Origin of the sequence: Paraburkholderia sp. GAS41 (assembly GCF_050436545.1) — a bacterium.
Lineage (GTDB): Bacteria > Pseudomonadota > Gammaproteobacteria > Burkholderiales > Burkholderiaceae > Paraburkholderia.
On the sequence record NZ_JBNDMK010000025.1, the window covers coordinates 16,394 to 38,466 of the forward strand.

Consider the following 22,073-nt stretch of genomic DNA (forward strand, 5'->3'; position numbering starts at 1 on the left):
TCCCCGTTAAATCCATCTTTTGACTAGTGCGTGATACCGATAACCCTGAAGCCGTGCGACCGACGACCTTCGTCGCCCGTGCCGCTATCCAGCACCACTGGGTCCCGCCGCTCTTGCGCGATTCGCCGCATCAACATCCACAGCGTCGTCGCGACCACGAGCGGCATGAACTGAAACTTCAGTTGCATGACCACGAAGACGCCCGCAATGGGAAGCAGCCACAACCCCACCAGCCACTCGCGTTCATAACGCTTCCAGCCGCGTGCGAGCCCGTGCTGCACGCACCATGCGATTAACACGCCCAACCAGGTGAGGTCGTAGTCGAACAGGTAGGGGCTGACAAGCAGACTGGCACAAAGCAGAACGGCCGCGCGCAATGCGAAAGAGCATTCGCGTCCCCATGCATTGCACACCGAGGCCGCAGCCGCCAACGCAACCACGGCCTGTGCGGCATAAGCCCACGCAGATGGAACATGCATGAGTGTGGCAAGCGCAAATACGGTGGGTATCCTCGCGAGCGTCGCACGGCCCGACTCGACGAGACCGGTGATCAAACCCGTGTTAGCCAGAAATGCCGCTAGCGTTCCGGTGCCGAACGCCAGCACCGACACCACCAAAATTACCGCAGCCGTTACCCCCATTGCGGCAAGCGCGCGCCATGAACGCGAACACAGCAGCGCAAGGGGAAACAGCATAGCCAGATGCGGTTTGATGCAGAGCAATCCTAAGCAGACTCCAGCGATCAGGGGTTGGCGACGCAACAACACCAGACCGAGGCCTGCGATGCCCGCGGTCAGCAAACCATTTTGTCCACACACCAGCACCAGCGCTGCGCCCGGAAACGCCAACGCTACAAGGACTGTTTGCCGGCCCGGAACGATCGCGCACATAACCCTGACAAACAGTGCGAGCGTCGCGCCAAGGAAAGCCATCGCAGCAAATTTGAACGACAGCAGCGCCAGCGGATACACCATCAGCAAGAACGTCGGCGGATAGAGCCACGGCAGAATGCCGGGCTCACGTGAAATCGCCTGCGTTTCGACGGCGGTCAGCGCGACGAGGTTGTATGCATCGATTGCGTGACGATGCAGCGCGAGGAACGACGCGCTCCAGAAGGGAAGAAAGTCCATTGCCAGCGGACCGAAGTCCGGGCGGTGCTGCCACTCGGTCCGATACAGGTACACCATCAGAAACAACCCATAGCAGGCCAGCGCAACCAACGAATAGGTCCGCAGACGCGCGCCGGTGAGCCAATGTTGCCCGCGCATTGCGGCGGCATTCTGCGACGCGCTCAGTGACGAGCGGCGCCACGAATTCAAAGGGTTCGACGAACTCGGATTCATTGCACGCTCCCAGCGTCGGCACGCACGCGCTGCAAGATCATCAGAAGCACCAGCAGCAAAACGATCGGGCCAATCTGCGGCCATTCAGCGACGCGGTTGAAAAATTCGTACAGCGGCAAGATCCACGCGATGGCGAGAACCGTCTGCTCACCGCGCGCCCATCCGCGCTTCAATCCCATCGCGACCATCCATGCCAGCGCGATCCCCAGCCATGCCAGTTCGTAGTGCCACACATAGGGATTGGCGATCAATGTCGCCACGGCCAGAACCGCCGCTCGCGCACCGATCTCGCGGGTACGCCGCCACACATCGCAGGCGCATGCCGCAGCGACGAGGGCAACACCGCCTTGCGCGATATAGGCGACCGGCAGATCCATGTTGGCAAGCCGGAAGGCGGCGAATGGCGTGGGCGAAGCGAGCCAGAAACGCTGGCCATGTTCAAGCGTGATATCGCGCGCGAGATCGGCACTGGCGAGAAACAGATGCAGTGACTGCGGACCGCACACCAGCAGACTCAGCGCCGTGAAAAGAACCGCCGTCACCGCAGCGACCGCCATCACGCGCCATGCCCGCGCCGCAATCAGTACCAACGGGAACAACATGGCCATCTGCGGCTTCGCGGCCAGCAAGCCAATGCAAATACCCGCGAGAATCGGCCTGGGTTCGATCCAGGCCACCGCGAACGCCACCAGCGCGGCCGTCAACAGTGAATTCTGTCCAAAGGTCGCGCACACGAACACGCACGGACATGCCGCGACTACGATGCGGGCCAGCTCCGCACTACCGATTGCGGCACTCAGACCCGACACGCGCAATACACCCGCTACGAAGATCGCCACACTCGCGCTCACGAAGGCAAAGAACGCAGGCCAGAACGGCAACAGCGCCAATGGCGTGACAAGCAGGAGAAACATGGGCGGATAGAGCCACGGCAGAAAGCCACCGTGCTGATACCCACCTAACAGGAGTTGCTCGAGCTTGCCGAACGCGACGTAGTCGTAGACGTGCGCCGGGGCGCCGTGCTGCATCACGTGGGAGGCGACCCAGAATACAGAGAAGTCCGTACCGGGCCGATAACCGTTGCTCAAAGTGAAGCCATTGCTACTCCATGCCCACAGACCCAGAATCGATGCATGAACGATGACCGCCACCAGGCTGTACACGACGATCCGGTCGAGCTTCAGCCAGTCGCGAATGCGTCGCTCTGTGGTGCTCGATCTCCGCAAAAGAATGTCCATCATCCCCGCCTCATCTATGCGTCGGATTGCTATCCGACGTATCCGGTCAATTTTTATTTCGTTTCCATTCCTAAGCATGCGATGCGTATAGCGCGCGCCTGCGTTGGGTTCATTGTTGTAGGAAAACAATCGAACTTTCAAGGCCTGCAATTTTCATCGTGGACGATAGCTGGTACCTGCACAGCTCTGCGCAGGTGAAATCCCTCTTTTCGCGGGCTCGCGGTCTACGATCTGAATCAAACGTGAGACACCTCGTCCAGGCGGCCCATTTGAAATCCCGCCTTTTTTCGCGAAATTTTCGTCCTGACGAACTCATGGAAAATCCCTAGAAAAAAGCCGCAATTCAGACGGCACGGGCACTTCCTCGACGCACAGGCTTTTGCTCACCGGCTTGATTCGTCTCAAAGTTGCGACACACACGGCACGAACTTCGCACCGCAGGCCCTTGGCCGCGGCTGGGCCCCGAAGTTTCAAGGCTTCCCGCGAGCTGGCCCACTGCTTGCTCAGGAAGGAGCGCGGCAGTCGAACAGGTCCAGTCCAGAAACAGACCGCGCTCCGCAGACAGGGGATCTGACCACCTCTGATGTCATACCTAAGCAACCGACCACGGGGAAGCAAAATGACCAACGATGCATTCACGCGGAAGACCCACCGCCTGCAACGCGAGCCGTTGAACTGGAAGCCTGTCGCAGCCACCTCGAAGCACCACGGCGAGCAAGCCGCTAGCCATGCGTTTGCTTCGTTGCCCACGTGGCCCGGCTATCGCGATGCGCGCACCACCACTCATCCTGATAGCCAGGCTGCCTGCGAGGCGTTGTCCGCATCCGACGATACGGATCCAAGCCACCGCATAAGCTGAGCCGACCCAGATTCTTTCGCTGTACCAGCAGTGCCTTCCCCATGCCAATTCCGGTACGGGGTTATATATGTAGTAGTCCTTCAGGAGATTGTCATGCAAAACATCATCGCCCACGCAAAGCGTTTCCTCCGCGACGAAGACGGCGTCACCGCCATCGAGTACGGCCTGATCGCAGCGCTGATCGCCATCGTCATCATCGGTTCGGTAAAGACGCTCGGCACCAACCTGAACACGGTGTTCAGCGACATCGCCGCTTCGGTTTGAGCCTGCCGGCGGCGGACGACCTCACGCCTCGCGTCGTCCGTCCCGCCTGTTTCCACTGTTTGGGGTCCGCGCCGGCCCACCGACCAGGAGTCAATCGTGAACACAGCTTGCTTCGTTTTCCGAATCGTCCAGTCGATGCCGGTCGCGCCCATTCGTCGGCTCCACGCCAGCATAACCGTGCGAGCGTTGATCCACGATGAAGACGGCATCACCTCCATCGAATATGCGTTGATCGCCACGCTGATCGCCATGGTGATTATCGGTACCGTCCGCACGCTCGGTACCAATCTGAATACGTTATTCAGCGACGTTGCGGCGTCAGTCTGAATCCGAACCTGATCCATTGACGAGGCTCACGATGCACCCCTTTCCGCTTCTCCCTTACCCGATCCCGGCATGTGTCGCGCTGCTGGTCATCGTCACGGCGAGCACGGATATCGTGAGCCGCCGCATCCCCAACCTCATCATCCTGGGGGGACTCGTCGCCGCCCTGCTGGTGCAAGTCTGGTCACGTGGCCCGCTGGCGGGCAGCGTCACCTGGCTCGCAGGCGCCCTCACGGGCTTTGCGCTCCTGTTGCCGTTCTACCTGTTGCGCGGCATGGCCGCAGGAGACGTCAAGTTGCTGATGATGGTCGGCGCCTGGGTGGGGGCGTTGATGACCCTCCAGATCGCACTCGCCACGTTCGTCATTGGCGGTATCTGGTCGCTGGCGGTGGTTGCCCGGCGCAGGCGGGTCGGTCATCTGTTCGCCAATCTGCACTACCTGATGGCAAGCCCGCCACGACGAAGCCGGGGATCCGCAGTCGACGCGGCACCGCTCGAATCGGTCGGCTCCCTGCCCTACGGTGTGGCGATTGCGGCAGGCACCTTGGGCGTGTTGTACGCGACCATCGCATGAACAAGTCGTACTCAGAAGGCAGCGTTGCTGGCCGTTTTTTCGCCGCCATCGTTGTCACCACAACCGTCACGCTAGCCGGACGTCACACAGGCGCTACGACGCCGGACGACCGTCGAGTTTCATCCGCTTTACGAGGAGTCATGTCATGAAGAACAGTCGCGCATTCATCATGCTGGCGGTCGCCATGCTGGCGGGATTGGCCGCCGTGGTGTTCGCTTCCCGCTGGCTGGTGCAGACCTCATCGGGCGCGGTGACCCAGGTGGCCGTGGCAAACGACGACCTCAATCTCGGCGAGCCGATCAGCGGCACCATGATCCACACCGTCAGCTGGCCGACCAACAGCATCCCGCCCGGCGCCTTCACCGATCCCAAGGCGCTCGACGGCCGCGTGCTGCGCGCCAGTCTGCAGCGCGGCGAGCCGGTGCTCGAGTCGAAGCTCGCGCCGGTCGGCACGAAAGGCGGTCTGTCCGCGGTTATCGGTGAAGGGCATCGGGCCATTACGGTGCGCGTGAACGACGTGGTCGGCGTGGCCGGCTTCGCACTGCCAGGCAATTATGTCGACGTGATCGTCAACACCCAGCAGGAACAGCCCAGCAAGACCGACACGCAGCAAAGCATTTCGAAGACGGTCCTGGAAAAGATCCTCGTGCTGGCGGTTGCCCAACAGGTCAATCGCGACGACACGGCACCCAAGGTCGTCAACGCCGTGACGCTCGAAGTCACGCCCGACCAGGCCGAGAAACTGGATCTGGCCCGTAGCGTGGGCACCCTTTCGCTGGTACTGCGAAACCAGGTCGACGCCGACACGCTCGCAACGGCTGGCGCAACCAAGCTGACCCTGCTCGGCGCTTCCGCTCCCGTCGTGGCTTCCGCTCCTGTCGCGGCGCCGCAACCGACCCGCGTGAAGTATGTCAGCCGCGCGCCGGTCAAACGTGACTGCATCGGCGTGCTCTCCGGCGTGAGCGGCAGTCAGGAATGCTTTTAACGGGCGTGCAGGCACACCAGACGTCTACACCAGACAACGACTGAGATCTACAGAATCTAGCATCGGGGGCACGACAAAATGAATACGAAACCAGATTTCCCGTCCGGCCAGATGCCGCGACGCACGCGAGCCAGCCGCGCGGTATGCGTTGCGTGGCTGAGCACGGGACTGTTGCTCGGACAGGCCGCAGCCGCCGGGTCCCCGGATAACAATGCACCTGCCAAGGCCAGCGCGACCGCCCCGATGCCGACGCCCCGCCAGCCGATGCAAATGACCATCAGCATGGCACCCGTTCCCGCCAGCGCCGCAGGCGCGGCCACGGCAACCGCGCCCTTGCACGGACCCAACTGTACCGGCTCGATTCGTGGCGAAAACACGGTGTTCGTGTCGGTCGGCAAATCCGCGCTGGTGCCTGTCGACGAACCCGTGCGCAATCGCACTCTCGGCAATCCCGCGGTGGCCCAGGCCACCATGGTTTCGCCGCAAACGCTCTACGTGCTCGGCGAATCGGTCGGCACGACCAATATGATCGTGCAGGGACGCAGCGGCGCATGCCAGATCATCGACGTGGTCGTCAATGTGGACTCGGGCGGCCTGCAAGCCTCGCTCACGCAACTGATGCCGGAGGAGCACGGTATTCGCGTCTCCACCGCAGCGGACAATCTCGTGCTGTCAGGCCATGTGTCGAGCGCGCAGGCCGCGCAGCAAGCGGTGGAAATTGCCACCGTCTACAGCAACCACACAGGCGCAGACGGCACAGGTGCCACCGTCGGCACGGGCAAGTCCGGCGGCGTGCTCAATATGCTCTCGGTCGATTCGCCGCAGCAGGTGATGCTCGAAGTGAAAGTCGCCGAAGTGGACAAGACGCTGATCAACCAGTTGGGCTCCGCGCTCAACATTCAGGGCGGCTTCGGATCGTGGACCGGCGCGCTCGTGAGCAGCCTGCTCGCAGGTGTGTCGAGCGGCCTTGCGGTGAGCAAGAACAACAAGCTGCCGTTCCAGGTGGCGGTGGATGCGCAGAAGACCGACAACCTCGTGAAGATTCTCGCGGAACCGAATCTCGTGACCATCAGTGGTCAGGAAGCCACCTTCCTCGCCGGCGGCGAAGTGTTCATCCCCGTGCCGCAGAGCAGCAGCACTGGCGCGACGTCGATCGTGCTGCAACAGGAGGACTTCGGTGTCGGCCTCAAATTCACGCCGACGGTCCTCGGCAACGGCCGCATCAACCTGCGGGTCGCGCCTGAAGTGTCGGAACTCTCGCCTACCGGCGTGACACTCTCCGCCACCAATGTGAGCGGCGCGTCGATCCTGCCGCTCATCACCACACGCCGCGCGTCGACCACCGTGCAGATGAGCGACGGCGAGACCTTCGCGATTGGCGGGCTGATCAGCAACAACATCAGCGGCGCGCTGAAGGCACTGCCCGGTATCGGCGAAGTGCCTGTGCTTGGCGCGTTGTTTCGCAGTACGTCGTTTCAGCAGGACCGCACCGAACTGGTATTCATCATCACGCCGCATCTCGTGAGACCGCAGCGTACCGCGAACGTGCCGTTGCCGACCGACAGCTTCACGCAGCCCAAAGATGTCGATATCTATGCGACCGGCAATATGGAAGGCCGCGCAGCAGCGCACCCGGACGGCGCACCCGCGGCTGGCGGCGCACCGGTGCCAACGCCCGCGACGACTCCCGCCAACGTGACGCCTGTCGCCCCGGCGCCACGCGCACCGGTCAACACGAGTGCCGCGCCGCTGCCCGTGCCGACGGTGCCGCAGGACCTTGCCAACGCGGGCAGCAGCAACGCCGCGCTTGCTCACTGATGTGACGTAAAGGGGAATTCCATGAAACTCGCCACCATCCTCGTTGCTGCGCGGGCCGCGCTTATCGTGCCGGCGTTCGCCGCGCTCAGCGGCTGCATGACCAGTACGCCGATCTGGGACGCTCACTTCGGCGAGGCCGAAAAGGCCGCCACCCAGGCCCAGATCATCGATCCGCACGCAGCCGAACACAGCGCGTCGGTCGACGGTATCGACGGAAAATCGGCTGCTTCCGCGATGAACCAGTACGACAAGTCGTTTGCACAACCCATCACTACCGCCAGTCCGTTTGCAATCGGCGTAAGCAGCGGCAGTAGCGGCAGCAGCGGTCAATAACCCCAGACAGCGTGGCGCAGACGATCATGATCGACATCCTCATCACCTCGAAAGACGCGGCGCACCTGTCCCAGGTCGTGCACGTGCTTGGCGAATGCGGCGACTACCGCACCACTCGCGCCGCCGACAGTCCTTCGCTGCTGGTTGAGCGCGGCGACACGCTCGACGCCTTCGACGTGCTGATCATGGATGCGACCTCGATCCACGACGCCGAGTTGCCCGTGGTCGCGCAGTTGTGTCAGAAGCACAAGCACCTTTCGTGCATTTTGCTCACGCCTGATGCGTTGCCTGAAACCCTGATCGCCGCGATGCGCGCCGGATTCCGCGACGTGCTCAACTGGCCGCTGGAACGTCGCGCACTCGGCGATGCGCTCGCGCGCCTCGAAACTCACCGTTTGAAGACCGGCACGCACACCACCGAGATCGTCTCGTTCATGTCCTGCAAGGGCGGTGTGGGCACCAGTTTCATCGCCGCGAATGTCGCCGAGACGATCGCCCGTGCGCGGCAAAAGCGCGTGCTGATGGTCGACCTCAACCAGCTGTTCGCCGACGCCGCGTTCCTCGTGACAGGCGAGACGCCACCTTCGACGCTGCCGCAACTGTGTTCGCATATCGACCGGATGGACGTGGCGTTCTTCGACGCCAGCGTGCTGCAAGTCAGCAACACGTTTCATATCCTCGCCGGCGCGGGCGATCCGGTGAAGGCCGCCGAGATCAAGGAAGACCGGCTCGAATGGATTCTGGGCGTCGTCGCGCCCCGCTACGACTTCGTGATCTTCGACCTCGGCCAGACCATCAATCCGATTTCGATGCTGGCGCTCGACCGCAGCGATCAGATTCACATCGTGCTGCAGGCCACCATGCCGCACGTGCGCGCCGGACGCCGCCTGCAGGAGATTCTCGGCTCGCTCGGCTATGCGGCCGACCGCACCCGTCTGCTCCTGAACCGCTATACGCGACACGAGGAGCGGGCCCGCGCTGCGCTGGAGCAGGTGCTTGGCATGCGTCCGTATCAGGTAATACCAGACGACGTCGCGGCCGTGTCCGAAGCGATCAACCAGGGCGTGCCGATCTCGCAGACCGGTCACAAAAGCGGCGTCTCGCGCAGCTTGCAGACGCTCGCGGAAAACATCGCCGGCCGCACGACGACCGCCGGATCCGAGCGGCCGAAGCGTGCTTCTCTGATCGCGCGAATGCTCGGCCGTCATCCGGCGCCGAAGCTTGGAATGCAATAGGACTAACAGGGGAATCATCATGTCGCTTCGTGAGCAGATCACCGCCCAGCGTGTCCAACCGTTCATCGAGCGCTCCGAGATCAGTGGCGCTCAAGGCAGCATGATGCGGGCTGCCTACCAGAAGTTGAAACGCGAGATCCATCTGGCGGTGCTGGAGCGCGTCGAACTGGAACGTCTTTCGCGCTTGCCGGCCGACCAGGTGCGCCAGGAGATCGCCGCGTTGATTGGCCGTATCCTCGACGACCAGAAGGCGCCCGCCAACGATCTCGAACGCAAGCAGCTCGTGGTTGATGTGCATGACGAAATGTTCGGCTTCGGTCCCCTCGAAATTCTGCTGCGCGACCCGACCATCTCCGACATTCTGGTCAACACGTATCGTCACACCTACGTCGAACGCCGCGGTCGCCTCGAGCAGACCGACGTGACGTTTTACGACGATGCCCACCTGATGAAGGTGATCGAGAAGATCGTCTCGCGGGTCGGACGGCGCATCGACGAATCGTGCCCGATGGTCGACGCGCGCCTGCCCGACGGCTCGCGGGTCAACGCGATCATCCCGCCATCCGCGGTGGATGGGCCGCTACTGTCGATCCGGCGTTTCGCCGTCACGCCACTGCAGGTGTCCGACCTGATCGAACTGAAGACGCTGACTCCGCCAATGGCCGAAGTGCTCGACGGGCTGGCACGTGCCAAAGTCAATATTCTGGTTTCCGGCGGCACCGGCAGCGGCAAGACCACGCTGCTGAACATCCTGTCCGGTTTCATTCCTGCCGATGAGCGCATCGTCACGATCGAAGATGCCGCGGAACTGCAGTTACGCCAGGAGCATGTGCTGCGCCTCGAAACACGGCCGCCGAACATCGAAGGCCGCGGCGAAATCACGCAACGCACGCTCGTGCGCAATGCCCTGCGTATGCGGCCCGACCGGATCATTCTCGGCGAAGTTCGCGGCGACGAAGCCCTCGACATGCTCAACGCCATGAATACCGGTCACGAAGGCTCGCTCGCCACGATCCACGCGAACACGCCGCGGGACGCGCTCACGCGCCTCGAAAACATGATCAGCATGGGCGGCCTGTCGTTGCCGACCAAGACCATGCGCCAGCAGATCGCCTCGGCGATTTCGGTGGTGGTGCAAGCCACCCGGCTAACCGACGGCCGCCGCAAGATCGTGAGCATTACTGAGCTGACCGGTATGGAAGGCGACATGATCAATATGCAGGAGATCTTTACATTCCGGCGCTCCGGTGTCGATTCGAAGGGCAATGTGCAGGGGCATTTCTGCGCCACCGGGGTGCGGCCGAAATTCTCCGAGCGCTTGCACGCGTTCGGCGTGGTCCTCCCGGAGCGCATTTACGACCCGCAACGGCAATTCGAAACCGCCTGAACCGCGCGGGCAACCTGTGCGCCCGCACCCTTGATGTCTGGAGACTGGCATGGCCCCGATTTTCTATGCATCCATCGTCCTGCTGTTCGCCGCCATCGTGCTGTCGATCGAAGGCGTGTACGAGTGGTGGAGCAGCCGTCACGGGCCCGCAGCCCGGCGGATCGAATCGCGTATCCGCGCCGTATCGGCAGGCGGGCAGCTCGACGGCGAGCGCCTCACCATCCTGAAGAAGCGTCTGCTGAGCGAGTCGTCGCTGTTCGACAAGGGCTTGATGTACCTGCCGCGCGTGCACGCCATCGATCTTCTGCTGCAACAGTCCGGCGTATCGTGGACGGTTGGACGCCTGCTCGGCACCTGCGCCACCTTGCCACCGCTCGCCTGCGCGATTTTGCTGTTTGCGGGTGTACCGCTCGTGTTCGCGCTTACCGCCGCGTTGGTGAGCGTCGTGCTGCCGCTGCTCTATGTGCGCTACCGGCGTGGCAGAAGGCTGCGCAAGCTCGACCGTCAGTTCCCCGATGTAACCGACATGCTGGCCCGCGCGTTGCGCTCCGGGCATGCGTTTACCGGCGCGATCGGCATGGTCGGCACGGAGTTCGCAGAGCCCATGAGCAGCGAATTCCGCATTACCTTCGATGAAATCAACTACGGCATTGCCCTGAACGACGCGTTGCTGAATCTCGCCACCCGCGTACCGATTCGCGATTTGCGATACCTGGTGATTGCCGTGCTGGTGCAGCGCGAAACCGGCGGCAATCTCGCTGAACTGCTCGACGGCATCACCGCCCTGATTCGCGAACGCTTCAAGCTGTTCGACAAGGTTCGCGTGCTGTCGGCGGAAGGCAAGATGTCGGCATGGATTCTGGGCGTGCTGCCGTTCGGCACCGCGGCCCTTATGGCGCTCATCAACCCGGGCTTCCTCGACGTGCTGTGGCAAGACCCCGCCGGGTTGAAACTGCTCTACACCGTGTTCGGCTCGATGTTGTTCGGTCTGATCTGGATGCGCCGCATCGTCAAGATGCGCATCTAGAGACACACTCTTTGTATCGCTGTACTTATCATCAATAGCGGGGACATTATGGAAACGCCAGATTCGATGCACATGCTGATGCTGTTCGGTGTGTTCGCCGTCGTGTGCGGCGCGGCGTTCTTTGCGATGCATGCCTTTGCGCCGCGCGACATGCGTCAACGGATCGAGCAGGCAGGCGGCGTCAATTCGTCGCCCGCAGGCGCCACACCCGGAAATGACGAGACGTTGGGTAGCGACTGGCTCGCAAAACTCGCGGATATCTCCCGGCCCATTTCCAGGCTCGCAATTCCCAAGGACGGCTGGGAACGCTCGTCGCTACGCGTGCGATTGATGAACGCAGGATGGAGATCGCCAGGTGCCGCACCCATCTTTTTTGCAGCCAAAACCGCCCTCGTGATCTTCTTGCCGCTTTCGGCCATGCTGGGGCTGATTCACACGCCGATTGGGCAAGACACCTACGAATTTTCGACCGTGCTGTTTGTGCTGGGAAGCGTGGGTTACTACCTGCCGACCCTCGTGCTGGCACGCCGGATTGCGTGGCGCAAACGCAAGCTGTTCGAAGATTTCCCCGACGCGGTCGACCTGCTCACGGTCTGCGTCGAAGCCGGCCTGAGCCTCGACGCCGCGCTGATGAAGGTGTCCAATGAAATCCGCATCAGCAGCCCGGTGGTGGCAAGCGAACTCGATCTGATGCTGCTCGAAATGCGCTCGGGTTTTACCAAGGACAAGGCGCTGCGCAACTTCGCGCTACGCACCGGCGTGGACGATATCGATTCCTTCTGCACGCTGCTGATCCAGTCTGAACGCTTCGGCACCAGTATCGGCGCATCGCTGCGGGTGCTGTCCGATACGCTGCGCACGCGTCGCCGCATGCGCGCCGAAGAACAGGCCGCGAAGATCGGACTGAAGCTGCTGTTGCCGCTCATCTTCTGCATCTTTCCCGCTCTGCTGGTGGTGCTGCTCGGGCCGGCCTTCATTCATATCTATCGGACCCTGTTGCCCGGTATGGCCGGCTCCTGACGCGCCAGAATCATTCGCATACCTGATCAGCCAACACGAAGAGACACGGAGGAACCATGAAACGCGAACGTCAAAGCGGCGCTGCATTGGTCGAGTTCGCGCTCGTCTTGCCGGTCCTGTTCCTCGTGCTGTTCGGCGCGGTCCAGTTCGGCTGGTTGATCAACAACTACCTGATGCTGACGAACGCCGCTTCGGTAGGTACGCATTTGCTCGCCTCGGAGCGCGGCTATAGCAGCCCGTATAGCGATACCCAGGCTGCCGTGCTTGCGGCGACCTCGACGCTGAAGAACACCCTGGCGATCACCGTGAAGGTAGGCGGCACCACCTGCACGAGCGATTCCGCCTGCGCCACCGCCCTCGGAACCCAGACCCAGCCACCCGCTACGGGAACGCAAGCGAGCGTGTCGCTCAGCTACACGTTCACGCCACCGTACAAGGGTGCCTTATACAGCCTCAAGTCGATGATGCCTTCGTCACTGAGCGCAACCATGTCGGAGCTCGTGCAATGAACACCCGCACCGTGCGCCTCAGGAAATGGAATCTGTCCAGCCTGGCAGTGGCTGGGCTGGGCCGCTCACGCCAAGCCACATCGCGGCGGCGCCAACGCGGCATCGCCGCCGTCGAATTCGCGCTGCTCGCGCCGCCGCTGCTCGTCATCGTGCTCGGCATCGCGCAATTCGGCTGGCTGCTGGGGAACTACGTGATGGTGGCGAACGCCGCCTCGTCGGGCGCGCGCTACTTTGCAGGGCAACGCGGCTCCGCCACGCCTTATACCGCCACGCAGGCGCAGGTCGCGACGTCCGCGGCTTACCTGACAGGCACACTCACGCTCACCACCTACGTCAACGGCACTCAATGCACGAGCGACACGGATTGCGCGACCGACCTGGCCAGTGCCGCGAACGCGCCGACCACGGTCACCGTCACCTACAGCTCGTTTTCCCCGCTTTTCAAGGGCAAGCTGGCGGGGCTCGTGGGCATGCCCACCTCGTTGAGTGCCACGATGATAGAGCGTGTGCAATGAATACAACCCGCCATCCGCCCGGCCGGAGGAGCATCATGAACAACATTCTTGCACGGCGCCGCGCGCGCGCCGCACAGCGGGGCTCCGTCTCCGTCGTCGTCGCCCTGTCCCTGATCGCGCTGCTGGCGTTCACGGCCATTGCCGTGGATGTCGGCTATCTGATGTTCAGCCAGCGCCGCCTGCAGGCCGCAACCGACGCTGCCGCGCTGGCGGGCGCGACGGATCTTTGGACTCAGAGCTGGGCCACCGCATCGAGCGACGCACAAAGCTATGCCGCCGGACAGACCACCAGCACCAGCAATACGCTCCCCGGCAGTGTCACCGTCACCAGCACGTCGATTCAGGGGCTCAAGCTGGCGAGCGTGACACTGCCCTATGCGCAGGCGGTCTCGGGCTACAACGGGATTCAGGTGACGCAGCAGGCGAGCGTACCGACGTTCTTCGCCCGGGCGATCGGCATCAAATCGGCGACGGTCTCGGCGACCTCCAAGGCGGGTGCCGGCGGCGGCACGCAGGCGGCCCAGTACAACGTGATGATCATTCTCGACACGACTGCCTCGATGAATTCGACGGACAGCAACTGCAAGAACGCCAAAGGTGTCGCCCAGACCCGTGAAACGTGTGCAAAAGCCGGCGCGCTGCAACTGCTCACAGGCCTGACCAATGCTGGGGACAATGTCGGCCTGATGGTTTTCCCGCCCATGACGTCCACCTACAATTTCTCCTGCTCGAAGACGCAGCCCGGTACAGCCGGAAGTTATTCGGCGATCCCCTCGGGCGCCAGCTCGACGCTGGGCGCTTACCAGATATCGTCGCCGGCTTCGGGCTATCTGACCAGCAGCGGCGCGGCCAATACCAGCTCTGGCCTGGTACAGGCACTGGGCGGCGGCAGTTGCAGCGGCCTTGCCGCGAACGGCGGTCTCGGCACCTTCTACGGCGACGCGATCACCCAGGCGCAAAGCGCCTTGAGCACCCTGTCCGCCTCGCAGAGCCCCCCGGGGCAGAATGTCATCGTGCTGCTGAGCGACGGCGACGCCAGTTCGAGCACCAAACAGTTGGGCAGTACCTTCAGCAGTACCTACAACCAGGAATGCCAGACGGCGATCAACGATTCGGCCGCCGCCAAGAATGCGGGAACCCTCGTCTACACCGTGGCCTACATCGGCGGCGAGTCGGCATCTGCGACATGCAGTGACGGTTCGGACAGTCTTTCTCCGTGTGCCACCATGGCGTCGATCGCAACCGGTTCAGCCTACTTCTTTTCGGACACCTGCTCGAATGCTGCGGGAGGCACCGCCAGCCTCAACTCGATCTTCAAACAGATTACGTACACGCTGACCAAGCCCCGCCTGATCCCTGGGAGTGCGGCCTGAATGCGGGCGTGATGCCGGGCCGCGCGTGGCGAGGCTTGCTACAGCATGTGAGGATCGTCCAGGCACGCTTTCCAGTTGTGGACCGCCGCTGCGACCCGTCAGTCGCTGCGGCATCCACGGATATTTTTCAGCCACGCGCGCTCACATAAACCGCCGTCCCGTAGCACAGCACTTCTGTCACGCCTGGCGCAATTTCGGTGGCGTCGTAGCGCATCCCCACAATGCCGTTGGCGCCGAACCCGGCTGCCTGCGCCACCATCCGCTCATACGCGTCTTCTCGCGCGCGCTCGCACAGGGCGGTATAGAGCGAGATATTGCCGCCGAAGATCGTCTGCAGCGACGCGCCGATCGAGCCCACCACCGAACGCGAGCGGACAATGATCCCGCGCGCGATCCCCAGCGACTGCTCCACCGTGTACCCGGTAATCTCGAATGCGGTCGACACCATGTGACGTTCTATCATTACGTGCTCTCTCAAGTTGGATGGCCGGTGCTTCCGGGCCGCTTTTAACGCTTGCGCCGATTCTCGACCGCGAACTTGATCAGTTCCGCCTGGCCTTCGATATCGAGCTTACGTTTCATATTGAGCCGGTGCGTCTCCACGGTTCGCACGGACAGGCCATTACGCTGCGCGATCTGCTTGCTGGACAGCCCTTCCGCAAGCGCATCGAGAATATCCCGCTCGCGTGGCGTCAGTTGTTCAACCGGCGCTCGCATGGCGGAGGCCTGAATCATCCTCGCGCCGAGCCCGGCGCTGAAAAACGTGCCGCCGTCGAGTACCGCGCCGATCGCCTGGACAATTTCCGTCGCGGGCGAGTCCTTCAGTACATAGCCACTCGCTCCGGCCCGCACCGCCTGGGTCAGATACTCGATGTTGTCGTGCATCGACAGCATCAGCACCCGGATCGCCGGAAACCGTTCATGAAACACCCCGGCGAGCGCGATGCCATTCATGCCACTCATCCCGACATCCATCAACGCAAGATCCGGATTTTGTTCGGCGGCGAGCGCCAGTGCCTGATCCGCGTCGCCCGCTTCACCGACCACCTCGAGGTTCGGCACCGCTTCGAGCCGGGCGCGCAAGCCGTCGCGCACCAACGGATGATCGTCGACCAGAATCAGACGGGCCATCGAGGATGGGACATCGCTCATGTTCAGTTTTCCTACAGAGTTTCCGTAACGGACGACCGCACGCCGACCGGCACATGCGCGGTCACATTCGTATGCCCTGGCTGCGAGGTGAGCGACAAGCTGCCGCCCAACGAATCGACGCGCTCGCGCATGTTGCGCAGGCCTATTCCGACCAGCGGATCGGTAAGCGCCCGTTCTACGTCGAAACCGCGGCCGTTATCGGCGATCGACAACGTAACGGCATGCGCCGATACCTCGAGCGAAAGCGACGCGCGCGAGGCCTGCGCATGCCGCACGATATTCGTCAGCGCTTCCTGCGCGATCCGGAACACAACCGTATTGACGGCATCGGGCAACGTAGCGGCATGGCTATGGGCGACCTGCGTAAAACCAATTTCGATGCCGGCCTGCTCGCTCAATTCGCGCGTCAGTTGCTGCAACGCGGCCGCGAGCCCCAGGTCGTCGAGCATGGCGGGACGCAGCGCATGCGAGATGCGCCGCACTTCGCGCAGCGTGTCGGACAGACGCGCGAGGCTCGTCGACAACGCAGCCTCCGCCGCGGGAAGGCGCGCCTCGCTGCGCTCGAAGCGCATCAAGGCCGACTCGAGCAGCAGTTTCACCGACACCATCATCTGACTGATGCCATCGTGCAGTTCGCGCGACAGCCGCGCGCGCTCCTTCTCCTGCGACTCCACCACCTGCTGCGCGAGGCGCTTTAATTTCAGGTCGGCACTGCGCGATTCGCTGACGTTCAGCACCAGCGCGCACAGCGCGATCACGCCGAGTCCGGTCAACGCAATCGCATCGATCCACATCATCGTGCGCTCGATGTTGGCCGACGCGCGCTGATCGATCTGCGCCAGCGTCGTATCGACGTCGTCCAGATAGATTCCGGTGCCGACCAGCCAGCCCCAGCGTTCGAGCGGCACGACATAACCGAGCTTCGGCGCGAGCTTGCCGGTCGACGGACGATGCCACACATAACGCACATAGCCGCCACCGTGCGATGCCGCGGCGATCAGTTGCTGGATCACCAGCGCACCTTGCGGGTCTCGCATCGTCCACAGATCGCGGCCGACCAGATCCGGCTCGCGCGGATGCATCAGCGAGCGGCCATGCATGTCGTAGACGAAAAAATAGCCGTCGGCGCCAAAATCCATTTTTTCCAGCGCGGCGAGGGCACGTTCGCGTAGCATCGCGTCGTCTCTTGCGTTGTCGCGGGAAGCGTCGTAGAGCGGCTCGATGGCGCTCGTCGCCAGTTCGACGTAGTGCTTGAGTTCGATCTCCTTGCTCGCCAGATACGCTGCCTGCATCGTCGCGTGCTGCGTGCCCGCGAGCGCCGTCGCCTCCTGGCGTACGCCGATTTCGATGCCGGCAATTGCCGCCAGAAACGGCACGATCGCGAGCAGGAAGATCTTCGCTTTGAGTTTCATCGATGAAGGGACCGACGCATCGGCTACGTAGTTTCACGTAGCATGCTTACGTAGTTGTGCGCTTGTAAGGGTGGAGACGAAAGCGAATACTACACGCCCAAGGCGCGACCCGTATCCGGTCGCCGCCGCGCCGCGACGTGCGTTGCGCGGCATCCGGCACGACCGTATATTCATATAAATAAGCAGGAGACGTCATGAACAATCCATTCAGGCTGCGGCCCGCGTCACGCCTGCGGTGTCCATTACCCGCTCGCCCTGCGTCCGCCATCCGTCGACACATCCAGTTTCAGCACACCACCTAAGGAGAAATTCGTGGAGACCACTCATCGGGCCGGCCGCTCCTGGCTATGGCTGCTCTTGCTGCTTCCTTATATCGCGCTGTTGTGGCTGCCGTTCTATAACGACACGCATCCTTCGTTCGCCGGGTTTCCGTTCTTCTACTGGTATCAGTTCCTGTGGGTGCCGCTCACGTCGCTGTTGATCTACGTCGTGTACAGGGGTCTCAAATGAGCGGATCGATTCCAGTCAACCCGGTGGCGATGGCCGTCTTCATTTTCTTCTTCCTGCTGGTCACGGTGGTGGGCTTCTTCGCCGCGCGCTGGAAAGCAGGCGACCTCACGCAGTTGCATGAATGGGGCCTGGGCGGCCGGCAATTCGGCGTGGTCATTTCATGGTTCCTCGTAGGCGGCGATTTCTACACCGCCTACACCGTGATCGCCGTGCCCGCGCTGGTGTATTCGGTGGGCGCGTATGGCTTCTTCGCGCTGCCCTATACGATCATCGTGTATCCGTTCGTCTTCGCGGTGATGCCGAAGCTGTGGAAGATCGCCCATGCGAAGAACCACATCACGGCGGCAGACTATGTGCACGGCGAATACGGCGGCAAGTGGTTCCCGGCCGCCGTGGCGCTGACCGGTATCGTCGCGACGATGCCGTATATCGCGCTGCAGCTGGTGGGTATGCAGGTGGTGATCAAAGGCCTTGGCGTCGACGGCGAACTGCCGCTGATCATCGCCTTCGTGATCCTCGCGCTCTACACGTACACCAGCGGCCTGCGGGCGCCGGCGATGATCGCCTTCGTCAAGGACATCATGATCTACATCGTCGTGATCGCGGCAGTGTGGCTGATTCCGTCGAAACTCGGCGGCTACGGTCAGGTGTTCGATGCGGCCGATCACTTCTTCAAGGCGAAAGGCGGCGCAACCGGCATCATCCTGAAGCCCACGCAGTTCACGGCCTACGCCTCGCTCGCGCTCGGCTCGGCGCTGGCGGCGTTCATGTATCCGCATACGATGACGGCCGTGCTGTCGTCCTCATCCGCGGCGACGGTGCGCAAGAACGCGATTTTCCTGCCCGCCTACACGCTGCTGCTCGGCCTGATCGCCTTGCTCGGTTATATGGCGATTGCCGCGGGCGTGCATGTGAAATCGGCTTCGGACGTGGTGCCGGCGCTGTTCGGTACGCTGTTCCCGTCATGGTTCGTCGGCTTTGCGGCGGCGGCGATTGCGATCAGCGCGCTGGTGCCGGCGGCCATCATGTCGATTGGCGCGGCCAATCTGTTCACGCGTAATCTGTGGCGTCCGATCGTGGCCCCGAACATGGGCGCGGCACAAGAAGCCTCGACGGCCAAGATCGTCTCGCTGGTGGTGAAGTTCGGCGCGCTGCTGTTCATCGTGTTCCTGCCCACGCAGTATGCAATCGATCTGCAACTGCTCGGCGGCGTGTGGATCCTGCAGATCTTCCCGGCCATCGTGTTCTCGCTGTATACGCGCCGCCTGAATACCTCGGGCCTGTTCCTCGGCTGGCTGGTGGGGATCGTGCTGGGCACCTCGCTCGCGATTTCCCAGGGCCTGAAGCCGGTGTTCGCGCTGCATCTGGGCGATGCGACGTATCCGCTGTATATCGGCCTGATTGCGCTGGCAGCGAATATCGTGGTGACGTTCGCCGTGTCGGTGGTGACGCCGAAACGCGCAACCGTGAGCGCTTAAGACGCCATGATGCGCGCCGTGTCACGGCGTGTCGTCCCGGGACGACACGTCGGGCATGCGCACCCTGCCGCGCAGTCGCATCACTGTCATTTCCGTGCTGCTGAGTCGAGTCAGGGTCGCGCGGCTGTCTGAACAGACGGAGCGGAGCGCCTCGCAAGCGTTGGCGCCGGCTTGACCTGCCGCCCGCTTTGCAGCAGATAAACACCACCGAGGATGCATGCCATGGCTGCCAGATGAAGCGGCCTAAGCGACTCACCGGCAAACTCCAGCCCCATCAGCAACGCAACGACCGGCGGAATATAGGTCACACTCGACGCCACAAGCGCGCCCAGCCGCTCCACGATGAAGTAATACAGCATGTAGGCGACACCCGTCCCCAACAGCCCCAGTCCCAACACCAGGCCGGTGAACGCACCCGCGTGCGCAGCGACCCGCGTCATGCCGTGAAAATCTTTCACGCACCCGATCGTCAACAACGCGAAGCCGATCTGCCAGGTGGAAAGCGCCAACGACGACAGACCCAGACCCGTGAGAAAGCGACGCGCATAAGCGAACGAACCGCCCACACTCAACGATCCCCCCACCATGTACAGAACGCCTTGTACGTTGACGCCGGAAGCGGCACCGGTCCACGGATGCGCGATCAACAACACCCCAAGAAAGCCGCATAACACGCCGGCAATCATGCGGCCGCTGGGACGCTCGTCGTGCAGCAGCGCCCAGGCACAAATGAATGAGAAGAGCGGAATCGCCCCACTCAACATGCCCGCCACGCTCGACGGAAGTAGCGTCGCGCCCTTGGCGAACGCGTAGTAATAGACCGTGGTCGCCAGCAAGGACATCACGATGAAATGATGCGCATGCCGCAGATCACGCCACTTGAGGACCCGCGTGGCGAGTGCAAACACGAGTAAGGGGACGAAGCCGAACAGCACGCGCAGAAACACGATCTGGGCTGGCGAAATCCAGACACTGGCCTGTTTCATGAACAGAAAGTTGCTGCCCCATATGAGGCCCAGCAAGGCGAAGGTGAGATAGGCGGGATTCATGGCGAAGAGCCTCGGAGAGCGTTTCAATGCCCCGATTGTCGCGATGCCGCCGATGCGGTACAAATGATTAAATTTCGCCAACAGGATAGAAAAACTCTTCCATGCGCGCCATTCCTCCCCTAAAAGCCTTGGTGGCGCTAGAGTCTGCCATGCGCCTTGGTAGTTTTACGTTAGCAGCCGAAGAACTGAGCGTGACGCCTGGCGCCGTCGGGCAGCAGATCCAGAAGCTGGAGGAATGGCTGGGCGTTGCGCTATTCGTGCGGCAGATCCGCCAGGTGACGCCCACGACCGAGGGCCGCGCCTACTTCGCGCAGATCCAGCCGGCCATTGCGCAGATCGTCGAGGCGAGCCGGCGTGTGCGTGAAGGACGGTCCAAAGGGGTCCGGCTGTCGATGCCGCCCAGTCTCGCCGCCAAATGGTTTGCGCCGCGCATGGCGGAGTTCCTGATCGCTCATCCGGGGATCGCGCTGAATCTAAGCACATCGACCGCGTTCGTCGACTTCGAACTGGAAGCGGTCGATCTCGCCGTCCGCTATTTCAGCGGTGTCGATCCGGCGCTCTCGGTCCACCTGCTGTATGCCGACGCGGCGCATCTCTATTGCAGCCCTGACTATGCCAGCGAACTCAAACTTAAACGCCCAGCCGATTTGCAACGCGCCACGCTGCTGCACAACACCTTGCATCCGCACTGGACCGCGTGGCTCAAGCAGTTCGGCGCGCTCACCGACGCGCAGATCGAGTGCATCGACAGCGTCCATGTGGATCAGTCGTTGATCGCCATCGAGGCAGCCGCGCGCGGACAAGGCGCCGTGCTGACCAGTGCGCTGCTGACACAAGCCGAGATCGCAAGTGGCGCGTTGATCGAGCCGTTTGACCTGGCGCTTCCGCTGACCAGCGGTTATTACCTCGTGCATCCACAGACGGCCGAACTTCAGGCAGGAGCCACCACGCTAAAAGCGTGGCTTATCGAGCAGGCGGAGGCGTCCGCTACCGGCGCCACACCGGCGTAACCCGCCAAATACCGGGAAATTTCACGATATGGAAAGAACCCTTGCACTACAAAAAATCGTGGTGCATGGCACAAACGGGCCGTTTCGCAATGCCGTCCCACATTCCACAATCCGGAACAAACTGTGTAACGCATTGTTTTATAACATTATTTATTATTTGATTGATCCCACTTCCAATGCTTTCGCCAAGGCTTGCTGACGTAGACTCCTTCACATGAGCTGGCGTTCTGAGCAGCTGGATCGAACGGCCTACCGCAACCGACCCGCAAAGACTGCTTTTGAACCGGCCCGCGTCCCATACGCAGGTCAGCCAGGTAAGCGCATTTTTTTACGATGATCGGGAGAAAGAAAATGGAAGGCTTTCGCTTTGGCTCGACGGAAGGATCGTTCTACATTTTGCCCGGCAAGGACGGCTGGGAAGCGTCCTTCGGCAACGAGACGCTCGGTGCGTTCTCCAGCCCCCAGCAGGCCGCTGACGACCTCGCACGGGGTGTGTGCTGCCCGCATCTGTCCGAATCCGATACTTCGACGCTCGAAATACCGGAAAAGATCGCCGATTGGGAAATCGTGCATATCTGACGCGTGCAAAAACGCCGCGGGCGGGTTGCACGGCGCGTCCTGAAGACGCGCCGTGCAGCCCGCCCGCGGCGGCGTGTAC

Annotated in this window: 24 protein-coding genes; 18 read left to right on the plus strand and 6 right to left on the minus strand. The window is 62.3% G+C overall.

The annotated features are described in order from the left end of the window. Positions 1–23: 23 nt before the first annotated feature. The gene (locus P3T43_RS27705) at positions 24–1,343 is read right to left on the minus strand and encodes a glycosyltransferase family 87 protein (protein ID WP_429284199.1); all 1,320 of its coding nucleotides are present in this window, start codon (positions 1,341–1,343) and stop codon (positions 24–26) included. Then, positions 1,340–2,581: a glycosyltransferase family 87 protein gene (locus P3T43_RS27710; RefSeq protein WP_429284295.1), complete on the minus strand. Its 1,242-nt coding sequence runs from the start codon at positions 2,579–2,581 to the stop codon at positions 1,340–1,342. The genes P3T43_RS27705 and P3T43_RS27710 overlap by 4 nt, the downstream gene beginning before the upstream one ends. A gap of 619 nt (positions 2,582–3,200) precedes the next feature. Between P3T43_RS27710 and P3T43_RS27715 the strand changes: the two genes are divergently transcribed. The 14 genes from P3T43_RS27715 (at position 3,201) to P3T43_RS27780 (ending at position 14,804) form a co-directional block, all read left to right on the plus strand. Further along, positions 3,201–3,440: a hypothetical protein gene (locus tag P3T43_RS27715; RefSeq protein WP_429284200.1), complete on the plus strand. Its 240-nt coding sequence runs from the start codon at positions 3,201–3,203 to the stop codon at positions 3,438–3,440. 93 nt (positions 3,441–3,533) lie between these two features. Then, positions 3,534–3,704: a Flp family type IVb pilin gene (locus P3T43_RS27720; protein ID WP_429284201.1), complete on the plus strand. Its 171-nt coding sequence runs from the start codon at positions 3,534–3,536 to the stop codon at positions 3,702–3,704. 135 nt (positions 3,705–3,839) lie between these two features. Next, positions 3,840–4,031, plus strand: a complete 192-nt coding sequence (locus P3T43_RS27725) for a Flp family type IVb pilin (protein ID WP_429284296.1) — start codon at positions 3,840–3,842, stop codon at positions 4,029–4,031. 31 nt (positions 4,032–4,062) lie between these two features. Then, entirely contained in the window at positions 4,063–4,602 is a 540-nt protein-coding gene (locus P3T43_RS27730) for an A24 family peptidase (RefSeq protein ID WP_429284202.1), read from the plus strand. 145 nt (positions 4,603–4,747) lie between these two features. Further along, complete coding sequence (gene cpaB / locus P3T43_RS27735) at positions 4,748–5,587, plus strand: Flp pilus assembly protein CpaB (RefSeq protein ID WP_429284203.1); 840 nt, start codon at positions 4,748–4,750, stop codon at positions 5,585–5,587. Positions 5,588–5,665: 78 nt separating this feature from the next. Continuing rightward, the gene (locus P3T43_RS27740) at positions 5,666–7,405 is read left to right on the plus strand and encodes a type II and III secretion system protein family protein (RefSeq protein ID WP_429284204.1); all 1,740 of its coding nucleotides are present in this window, start codon (positions 5,666–5,668) and stop codon (positions 7,403–7,405) included. 21 nt (positions 7,406–7,426) lie between these two features. After that, positions 7,427–7,738 carry a hypothetical protein gene (locus P3T43_RS27745; protein WP_429284205.1) on the plus strand — a complete coding sequence of 104 codons (312 nt, stop codon included), beginning with the start codon at positions 7,427–7,429 and terminating at the stop codon, positions 7,736–7,738. Between the two features lie 26 nt (positions 7,739–7,764). Further along, the gene (locus tag P3T43_RS27750; protein ID WP_429284206.1) at positions 7,765–8,973 is read left to right on the plus strand and encodes an AAA family ATPase; all 1,209 of its coding nucleotides are present in this window, start codon (positions 7,765–7,767) and stop codon (positions 8,971–8,973) included. Between the two features lie 19 nt (positions 8,974–8,992). Beyond that, positions 8,993–10,360: a CpaF family protein gene (locus P3T43_RS27755; protein WP_429284207.1), complete on the plus strand. Its 1,368-nt coding sequence runs from the start codon at positions 8,993–8,995 to the stop codon at positions 10,358–10,360. A 49-nt stretch (positions 10,361–10,409) separates the two neighbouring features. Beyond that, entirely contained in the window at positions 10,410–11,387 is a 978-nt protein-coding gene (locus tag P3T43_RS27760) for a type II secretion system F family protein (protein WP_429284208.1), read from the plus strand. 48 nt (positions 11,388–11,435) lie between these two features. Beyond that, positions 11,436–12,407, plus strand: coding sequence for a type II secretion system F family protein (locus tag P3T43_RS27765; protein ID WP_429284209.1), 972 nt, complete (start codon positions 11,436–11,438; stop codon positions 12,405–12,407). 56 nt (positions 12,408–12,463) lie between these two features. After that, positions 12,464–12,916 (plus strand): TadE/TadG family type IV pilus assembly protein, encoded by a 453-nt coding sequence (locus tag P3T43_RS27770; RefSeq protein WP_429284210.1) that lies wholly within the window; start codon positions 12,464–12,466, stop codon positions 12,914–12,916. After that, complete coding sequence (locus tag P3T43_RS27775) at positions 12,913–13,431, plus strand: TadE/TadG family type IV pilus assembly protein (protein WP_429284211.1); 519 nt, start codon at positions 12,913–12,915, stop codon at positions 13,429–13,431. The genes P3T43_RS27770 and P3T43_RS27775 overlap by 4 nt, the downstream gene beginning before the upstream one ends. 35 nt (positions 13,432–13,466) lie before the next feature. After that, a complete protein-coding gene (locus tag P3T43_RS27780; RefSeq protein WP_429284212.1) occupies positions 13,467–14,804 on the plus strand; it encodes a pilus assembly protein TadG-related protein in 1,338 nt (445 codons plus the stop codon). Positions 14,805–14,931: 127 nt separating this feature from the next. On the opposite strand, the gene P3T43_RS27785 is transcribed toward P3T43_RS27780, so the two are convergent. From P3T43_RS27785 to P3T43_RS27795, 3 genes are read right to left on the minus strand one after another with little or no spacing between them, the layout of a single operon-like run. After that, positions 14,932–15,267 (minus strand): YbjQ family protein, encoded by a 336-nt coding sequence (locus P3T43_RS27785; RefSeq protein ID WP_429284213.1) that lies wholly within the window; start codon positions 15,265–15,267, stop codon positions 14,932–14,934. A gap of 44 nt (positions 15,268–15,311) precedes the next feature. Then, a complete protein-coding gene (locus P3T43_RS27790; protein WP_429284214.1) occupies positions 15,312–15,956 on the minus strand; it encodes a response regulator in 645 nt (214 codons plus the stop codon). An 11-nt stretch (positions 15,957–15,967) separates the two neighbouring features. Next, positions 15,968–17,368: a cache domain-containing protein gene (locus tag P3T43_RS27795; protein WP_429284215.1), complete on the minus strand. Its 1,401-nt coding sequence runs from the start codon at positions 17,366–17,368 to the stop codon at positions 15,968–15,970. Positions 17,369–17,680: 312 nt separating this feature from the next. Between P3T43_RS27795 and P3T43_RS27800 the strand changes: the two genes are divergently transcribed. Then, complete coding sequence (locus P3T43_RS27800; protein WP_429284216.1) at positions 17,681–17,878, plus strand: DUF3311 domain-containing protein; 198 nt, start codon at positions 17,681–17,683, stop codon at positions 17,876–17,878. Continuing rightward, positions 17,875–19,356, plus strand: coding sequence for a monocarboxylate uptake permease MctP (gene mctP / locus P3T43_RS27805; RefSeq protein ID WP_429284217.1), 1,482 nt, complete (start codon positions 17,875–17,877; stop codon positions 19,354–19,356). The genes P3T43_RS27800 and mctP overlap by 4 nt, the downstream gene beginning before the upstream one ends. 110 nt (positions 19,357–19,466) lie before the next feature. On the opposite strand, the gene P3T43_RS27810 is transcribed toward mctP, so the two are convergent. Then, positions 19,467–20,405 carry a DMT family transporter gene (locus tag P3T43_RS27810; RefSeq protein WP_429284218.1) on the minus strand — a complete coding sequence of 313 codons (939 nt, stop codon included), beginning with the start codon at positions 20,403–20,405 and terminating at the stop codon, positions 19,467–19,469. A gap of 101 nt (positions 20,406–20,506) precedes the next feature. Between P3T43_RS27810 and P3T43_RS27815 the strand changes: the two genes are divergently transcribed. Together P3T43_RS27815 and P3T43_RS27820 are read left to right on the plus strand one after the other, a co-directional pair. Then, positions 20,507–21,415, plus strand: a complete 909-nt coding sequence (locus tag P3T43_RS27815) for a LysR substrate-binding domain-containing protein (RefSeq protein WP_429284219.1) — start codon at positions 20,507–20,509, stop codon at positions 21,413–21,415. A gap of 351 nt (positions 21,416–21,766) precedes the next feature. Then, positions 21,767–21,994, plus strand: a complete 228-nt coding sequence (locus P3T43_RS27820) for a hypothetical protein (RefSeq protein ID WP_429284220.1) — start codon at positions 21,767–21,769, stop codon at positions 21,992–21,994. Positions 21,995–22,073 lie beyond the last annotated feature (79 nt).